The 7,425-nt window shown below is 72.8% G+C and carries 4 protein-coding genes; 1 reads left to right on the top strand and 3 read right to left on the bottom strand.

Annotated features, from left to right (window positions below):
* Nucleotides 1–61: 61 nt before the first annotated feature.
* The 3 genes from ACFCY7_RS38900 to ACFCY7_RS38890 all read right to left on the bottom strand — a co-directional run bounded on the left by ACFCY7_RS38900 (nt 62) and on the right by ACFCY7_RS38890 (nt 5,188).
* A complete protein-coding gene (locus ACFCY7_RS38900) occupies nt 62–1,474 on the bottom strand; it encodes a Gfo/Idh/MocA family protein (protein WP_376490812.1) in 1,413 nt (470 codons plus the stop codon).
* A gap of 245 nt (nt 1,475–1,719) precedes the next feature.
* On the bottom strand, nt 1,720–4,644 hold the full coding sequence (locus ACFCY7_RS38895; protein WP_376490811.1) for an FAD-binding and (Fe-S)-binding domain-containing protein: 2,925 nt from the start codon (nt 4,642–4,644) through the stop codon (nt 1,720–1,722).
* Between the two features lie 40 nt (nt 4,645–4,684).
* Nucleotides 4,685–5,188, bottom strand: a complete 504-nt coding sequence (locus tag ACFCY7_RS38890; RefSeq protein WP_376490810.1) for a MarR family winged helix-turn-helix transcriptional regulator — start codon at nt 5,186–5,188, stop codon at nt 4,685–4,687.
* A 90-nt stretch (nt 5,189–5,278) separates the two neighbouring features.
* On the opposite strand from ACFCY7_RS38890, the gene ACFCY7_RS38885 reads away from it, so the two are divergent.
* Nucleotides 5,279–7,123, top strand: a complete 1,845-nt coding sequence (locus ACFCY7_RS38885) for an ABC transporter ATP-binding protein (protein WP_376490809.1) — start codon at nt 5,279–5,281, stop codon at nt 7,121–7,123.
* Nucleotides 7,124–7,425 lie beyond the last annotated feature (302 nt).

The following is a 7,425-nucleotide window of genomic DNA, read 5'->3' as shown; positions in this document are numbered from 1 at the left end:
CCGCGAGTGGGGGCCGGACGCCGTCTGCGGTGCCGGGTGCAGGGTGCCGGGCGTCGGGTGCTCAGGCCGGCTTGACCGAGTCCACGCCCGAGCGGGCCCTGGTCCACTCGCCGCGGGTGAAGTCAGGGATCTCCTGCGGCGCGCCCTGGGCCTTGATCGAGGCGTGGCTCAGCGGCACCGGAGCGGTCCAGGTGGCGGCGTCGTACACGTCGAAGTCCGGGACGAGTCCCAGCTGCAGGCACTGCATCAGCCGGTAGACCATGATGTAGTCCATGCCGCCGTGGCCGCCGGGCGGGTTGGCGTGGTCCTTCCAGAGCCAGTGGTCGAACTCGGCCGCGTAGGCCGAGAAGTCGCCCCACTGGTCGTCGTTGTGGTCCGGCTCCAGGTAGATCCTGGCCGGATAGTCCTCGAAGACGCCCCGCGTGCCGCCCAGGCTGTTGATCCTGCTGTACGGGTGCGGGGTGGAGACGTCGTGCTCCAGCCGGATCACCCGGCCCTTGGCCGTCTGGACCAGACTGACCGTCCGGTCGCTCCCGATGTACGTCTCCTTCCAGCTCGGGTCGCCGGACGGCATGTGCTCCGCGCGGTACTCGGCGAGACCGAGCGCCGGGGTGCCGAAACTGCTGATGCTCACCGCCCGGTCGCCCCGGTTGACGTCCATGTAGTTGGCGACGGGCCCGAAGCCGTGGTTGGGGTAGAGGTCGCCGCGCAGCCGCGTGTGCCACCGCCGGCGCCAGGGCCCCTCGTAGTACGTCGGGGAGAACATCAGGGCGCGCAGGTCGTGGTTGTAGGCGCCGGCCCCGTGCAGCAGGTCGCCGAACCTGCCGGCGTGCGCCATGCGCAGGACCCGCATCTCGTTCCGCCCGTAGCAGCAGTTCTCCAGCTGCATGCAGTGCCGGCGGGTCTGCTCGGACAGGTCGACGAGCGACCACAGTTCGTCGAGCTGCATCGCGACCGGGCACTCCACGCCGACGTGCTTGCCGTTCAGCATCGCCGCCCGGGCGATGGCGTAGTGGCTGTCCCACGGGGTGGCCACGTGGACGAAGTCGACGTCGGTGCGGGCGCAGAGGTTCTCGTAGTCCTCCTCGCCGTTCGTGTAGACGGCCGGGGCGGGTCGGCCCGCGGCGACGACCTTCGCGGTGGCCCGCTCGGCCTTCTCGCGCACCGGGTCGCAGACGGCGACCACCCGCACCCAGGGCAGGGCGAGGTAGAGGCCGATCATCGCGCTGCCCCGGTTGCCGAGGCCGACGAGCCCGACGCGGACCGTGGAGCGGCGCTCGAAGGGGACTCCGGCCATGGTGGCGGCGGTGCGGCGGCTCGGCTCGGCCGCGGCGGCGGGGGACACGGCGGTCGCGGACGGGGCGGAGGCGGCGCTCGGGGCGCCGGTGGCGGTGATGCCGATGCCCGCGCCGGCCGCCGCGGTGCTCCTGAGCACCTTGCGGCGGCTCGGGGTGCGCGGTGTCTGCTCGTTCATGGAACCTCCCGGAGCTGTGTGCACGGCTGTTTCATGAATCCCGCACGGGACCCTGGCCCCGGTGGCCGATGGTGCGCAAGGGCGCCGACAGGACTCTTGCGACGGGTAGTTCGGACTGTACTGTTCCGGATATCGCACCGGGCCGGAGCGACCGGCGATCATCACCCGAACATACGAAGGACCCCTCACCGGCGGGGGTGAGGGGTCCTTCGACCGGCCGTGGCGGCCGATGACGTGACGACGGGTCAGGGGCGCGTCGCGTGTTCGAGCGCCAGCAGGACGGAGTGGTAGCTCCGGCCCGTAGCCCGGTCCATCCCGATCTCGCACATGCGGTTGGCCGAGAGGTGCGCGTCGAACGGGCGGGCCGTGACCTCGGCCGCCTCGCGGGCCGTCGCCGACGCCGTCAACTCCGGATGCAGCATGCCCCGGTCGCCCGCGAAGGCGCAGCAGCCCGCGTCGACGGGGACCACGACCTCCTCCGCGCAGGCCCCGGCGAGCGCCGTCAGCCGGTCCTCGTCGCCCAGGTGCCGCATCGAGCACGTCGGATGGACCACGGCGGACGCGACCCGGCGGCGCACGTCGAGCCGGGGGAGCAGCTCGTCCGCCGCCCACACCAGCGAGTCCACCACCGTCAGCTCGGCGTGCAGCTCCCGGTTGTCGTCCGTCAGGTACGGCACCACCTCGTGCGCGATGCCGAGCGTGCACGAGGAGGCGTCCACCACGAGCGGCAGCGTCCCGCCGGCCGTCCACCCCCAGGCCGCCTCGACGATCCGGTTCGCCATCACCTCGTTGCCCCGCTCGTACCCCTTGGAGTGCCAGATCGTGGCGCAGCACGTACCGGCCACGTCGTCCGGGATCCACACCGGCTTCCCGGCCCGCGCCGACACCGCGACGACGGCCTCCGGCAGCGACGGGCCGGGGTGGCCGCCAGGGCCGGCGAAGATGCGGTTCACACAGGCCGGGTAGTAGACGGCGACGGCCGCCGGGCGGTGGGTGCGCGGCAGCCGCCGGGCCGCCGCGCCGGGGATCTCCGGCAGCCACTCCGGTACGAGGTCGGGGCGCACCACGCGCCGCGCCAGGCCCGTCGCCGACTCCAGGACCCGGTCGCCGATGCGGTCCGCCGCGGCGACCGCGAGCCGGGCGGAGGCCTCCACCGCACGGAAGTTCTTCGCGGCCAGGGCGGCCGCCCGCTCCTCGCGCGGCGAGTGCCGCTCGTGCCGGAACTCCTTCATCAGCGCGCCGGTGTCGATCCCGACCGGACAGGCCAGCTTGCACGTGGAGTCGCCGGCGCAGGTGTCGACGGCGTCGTAGCCGTACGACTCCAGGAGGCGCGCCTCGACGGGGGAGCCGTCGGCCTGGCGCATCATCTCGCGGCGCAGCACGATCCGCTGGCGAGGAGTGGTCGTCAGGTCGTGGCTGGGGCACGTCGGTTCGCAGAAGCCGCACTCGATGCAGGGGTCGGCGATCCGCTCCACGGACGGGATCGACTTCAGGCCGCGCAGATGGGCCTGCGGGTCCCGGTCCAGGACGATCCGCGGGGCGAGCACCCCGTCGGGGTCGACGGCCTCCTTGACCCGCCACATCAGATCGGTCGCGCGCGCGCCCCACTCCAGCTCCAGGAAGGGCGCGATGTTGCGGCCGGTGGCGTGCTCGGCCTTCAGCGAGCCGTCGAAGCGCTCCACGGTCAGCTTGCAGAACTCGTCCATGAAGGCCGCGTACCGCTCGACGTCGGAGGGGTCGGCGGCGTCGAAGGCGAGCAGGAAGTGGAGGTTGCCGTGGGCGGCGTGACCGGCGACGGCCGCGTCGAAGCCGTGCCGGGACTGGAGGTCGAGCAGCGCGGCGCAGGCCTCCGCGAGGCGGTCCGGCGGCACCGCGAAGTCCTCGGTGATCAGCGTCGTGCCGGAGGGGCGCGAGCCGCCGACCGCCGTCACGAACGCCTTGCGGGCCTTCCAGTACCCGGAGATCCGCTTCGGGTCCCTGGTGAACGCGTTCTCCGCGGACGGCACCGGGGCGACCAGGCCGAGTCCGGCGAGGACGGCCTCGGCCGCCCGCTCGTACGCGTCGAGGGCCGCCGGGTCCGGGGCCCGGAACTCGACCAGGAGCGCCGCCGTCTCCTTGGGCAGGTCCGCCCAGTCGGCGGGCACGCCCGCGACGCGCACCGAGGCCCGCAGGGTGTTGCCGTCCATCAGCTCGACCGCGAGCGCCCCCGCCTCGTTGAACAGCGGCACGGCCGCGGCGGCGGCCGGCAGCGAGGGGAAGAAGAGGAGCCCGGTGGAGACCTCGCGGTCCAGCGGCAGGGTGTCGAAGACGACTTCGGAGATGAAGCCGAAGGTGCCCTCGGAGCCCACCATGAGGCCCCGCAGGATCTCCGCGGGCGTGGCGCCGTCGAGGAAGGCGTCGAGCCGGTAGCCGTTGGTGTTCTTGATCGCGTACTTGGCCCGGATCCGGGCGGTGAGCTCGGCGTCGGCCTCGATCTCGGCCTTCAGCGCGAGCAGCTCCGCGCACAGCCTCGGCTCGGCGCGCGCGAGCTCCTCGTCGGCGGCCGGGTCGCCGGTGTCCACGACGGTGCCGCTCGGCAGCACGAAGGTGAGGGAGGAGACGGTCCGGTACGAGTTCCGGGTCGTTCCGGCCGTCATGCCCGACGCGTTGTTGGCGACGACCCCGCCGATCGTGCACGCGATCGCGCTGGCCGGATCGGGCCCGAGCACCCGCCCGTAGGGGGCGAGCGCGGCATTGGCCCGGACGACCGTGGTGCCGGGCCGGACGCGGGCCCGGGCGCCGTCGTCCAGGACCTCGACGCCCACCCAGTGGCGGCGGACGTCGACGAGGATGTCCTCGCCCTGCGCCTGGCCGTTGAGGCTGGTCCCGGCGGCCCGGAAGACGACCTCGCGGCCCTTGCCGTGCGCGTACGACAGGACCGTGGAGATGTCGTCGATGTCCTCGGCGACGACGACGACCTGCGGCACGAAGCGGTACGGGCTCGCGTCCGAGGCGTACCGCACCAGGTCGGAGATCTTCGACAGGACCTTGTCCGGGCCGAGGAGCTCGGTCAGCTCCTCGCGCAGCCGGCGGGGCGTGCCCCGCGCCTGGAGTTCCGGCACCCGGTCCGGCGCCGGAGTCCGCTTCGTCCCGGGACGGAGGGCCTGCGGACTCGGCTCTAGGAGTGGCATGGCACGGCTCCCCTTCGGCGCGTCCCCGTGCCCGGGCGGATCAGCAGCCGCCCTCCGGGCCGCGGTCGACCAGGGCGGTCAGCAGACCTCCGAGCACCTCGCGCTGTTCGACGGTCAATGGAGCAAGGATGTCCTCTGCCGCCGCCCGGCGCGCGCTGCGCAGCTCCCGCAGCGTGGCGCGTCCCGCGTCGGTGAGCTCGATCCGTATCACCCGGCGGTTGTTCGGATCGGGCACCCGGCGCACCCGGTCGCCCGCCTCCAGGCCGTCGACGAGACTGGTCACGGCCCTGGGGACGACTTCGAGGCGGGCGGCGAGGTCGGCCATCCGGGGCGGCTCGCCGAAGTGCGCGACCGTGCGCAGGAGCCTGGACTGGGCGGGGGTGATGCCGACCGGTTCCAGGTGGTGCTTCTGGATGCGGTGCAGCCGGCGGGTGAGCCGCAGCAGCTGCTCGGCGAGGAGCCCGTCGGCGTCGGGCGTGCCCGGCCCGCCGGCCGGCCCGTCGCCCGTGCGGTCGGGTGCGCCCGTGCGGTCGGAGGTGGTCATGCGGGAACAATATCAGGACCATGTTCATTGTGAGCATAGGTAACAATGAGCTATGCTCTGCTGGCATCTATCGATCCTCCGAAGGAGCCCATGCGCCCCCACGACCAGTCCGACTGGACGCCACCGTCCCGTGACTCCACCCGGCCGAAGGAGCCCGCCCAGCTGCGGCGCATCCTGCGGCTGTTCCGTCCCTACCGCGCGCGCCTCGCGCTCGTCGGCCTCCTGGTCGGCGCCGCCTCGCTCGTCTCGGTCGCCTCGCCGTTCCTGCTGAAGGAGGTCCTGGACACCGCGATCCCGCAGGGCCGCACCGGGCTGCTCAGCCTGCTCGCCCTCGGCATGATCGCCACCGCCGTGCTGAACGGCGTGTTCGGCGTGCTCCAGACCCTCATCTCCACCACCGTCGGCCAGCGCGTCATGCACGACCTGCGCACCGGGGTGTACGAGCAGCTCCAGCGGATGCCGCTCGCCTTCTTCACCCGCACCCGCACGGGCGAGGTCCAGTCCCGCATCGCCAACGACATCGGCGGCATGCAGGCGACCGTGACCTCGACGGCCACCTCGCTCGTCTCCAACCTCACCGCCGTCGTCGCGACCGTGGTCGCCATGCTCGCCCTCGACTGGCGCCTCACCCTCGTCTCGCTGCTCCTGCTGCCCGTCTTCGTCTGGATCAGCCGGCGGGTCGGCCGCGAGCGCAAGCGGATCACCACCCAGCGCCAGAAGCAGATGGCCGCCATGGCCGCCACCGTCACCGAGTCCCTCTCGGTCAGCGGCATCCTGCTCGGCCGCACCATGGGCCGCGCCGACTCCCTCACGCAGTCCTTCGCCGCGGAGTCCGAGCGCCTCGTCGACCTCGAAGTGCGCTCCTCCATGGCCGGACGCTGGCGGATGTCCACCATCAGCATCGTCATGGCCGCCATGCCCGCCCTGATCTACTGGGCCGCCGGCATCGCGCTCGGCCCGGGCGGCGCCACGATCTCGCTCGGCACGCTCGTCGCCTTCGTCACGCTCCAGCAGGGCCTCTTCCGGCCCGCCGTGAGCCTGCTGTCGACCGGCGTCCAGATGCAGACCTCCCTTGCGCTGTTCCAGCGCATCTTCGAGTACCTCGACCTGCCCGTCGACATAGACGAGCCCGCCGAGCCGGTCCGGCTGGCGCGGGTCCGCGGCGAGGTCTCCTTCGAGAAGGTCGAGTTCCGCTACGACGCCGAGGCGACGGGCCGCCCGACCCTCGACTCCCTCGACCTGACCGTCCCCGCCGGCGGCAGCCTGGCCGTCGTGGGCCCCACCGGATCCGGCAAGTCCACCCTGAGCTACCTGGTGCCCCGGCTGTACGACGTGACCGGCGGCCGGGTCACCCTCGACGGCGTCGACGTGCGCGACCTGGACTTCGACACGCTGGCCCGCGCGGTCGGCGTGGTCTCCCAGGAGACGTACCTCTTCCACGCATCCGTCGCCGACAACCTGCGCTTCGCCAAGCCGGACGCCACCGTCGAGGAGATAGAGGCCGCCGCGCGCGCCGCCCAGATCCACGACCACATCGCCTCGCTCCCCGACGGGTACGACACCCTCGTCGGCGAGCGCGGCTACCGCTTCTCGGGCGGCGAGAAGCAGCGCCTGGCCATCGCCCGCACCATCCTGCGCGACCCGCCCGTGCTCATCCTCGACGAGGCGACCAGCGCCCTCGACACCCGGACGGAGCACGCGGTGCAGCGGGCCATCGACTCCCTGTCCGAGGGCCGCACCACCATCACCATCGCGCACCGGCTCTCCACCGTCCGCGACGCCGACCAGATCGTCGTCCTGGAGGACGGCCGGATCGCCGAGCGCGGCACCCACGAGGAGCTGCTCGCCCTGGACGGGAGGTATGCGGCCCTGGTCCGCAGGGACGCCCGCACCGAACAGGCGAACGTGGGAGCGGTTGTTCCCCAGAACGTGTGATCGTCCCGGGAATCGTTGCCCCACTCCCGTACGGCGTCGGATGATTACGGAGTGCGAGCGAAGGGCTGCAGACCGCGACCGCACCGTCCCACTGATGAACCTGTACGAGGAGAAGCACCACCATGAACGTCATCACCAACCTGCTCGCCGGCGTCCTCCACTTCCTGGGCTGGCTCGTCTGACGATCGCAGTGCCCGGCGCCGCCGGTTCCCCGTCCCAGGGAACCCGCGGGGCCGCCCCGCGCGCCGGGTGCCCCGGGTCCCGGACCGGCCCGGGGAGCGGGGCCCCCAGACCCAGTCTCG

The organism is Streptomyces sp. NPDC056361 (genome assembly GCF_042262805.1).
Classification (GTDB): domain Bacteria; phylum Actinomycetota; class Actinomycetes; order Streptomycetales; family Streptomycetaceae; genus Streptomyces.
Note: the sequence above shows the minus strand (reverse complement) of the source record. Positions and strands in the feature narration are given on the sequence as shown.

Coding starts and splice junctions, on each gene's coding strand:
- ACFCY7_RS38900 (WP_376490812.1), bottom strand. CDS start 1,474: ATGAACGAGCAGACACCGCGCACCCCGAGCCGCCGCAAGGTGCTCAGG.
- ACFCY7_RS38895 (WP_376490811.1), bottom strand. CDS start 4,644: ATGCCACTCCTAGAGCCGAGTCCGCAGGCCCTCCGTCCCGGGACGAAG.
- ACFCY7_RS38890 (WP_376490810.1), bottom strand. CDS start 5,188: ATGACCACCTCCGACCGCACGGGCGCACCCGACCGCACGGGCGACGGG.
- ACFCY7_RS38885 (WP_376490809.1), top strand. CDS start 5,279: ATGCGCCCCCACGACCAGTCCGACTGGACGCCACCGTCCCGTGACTCC.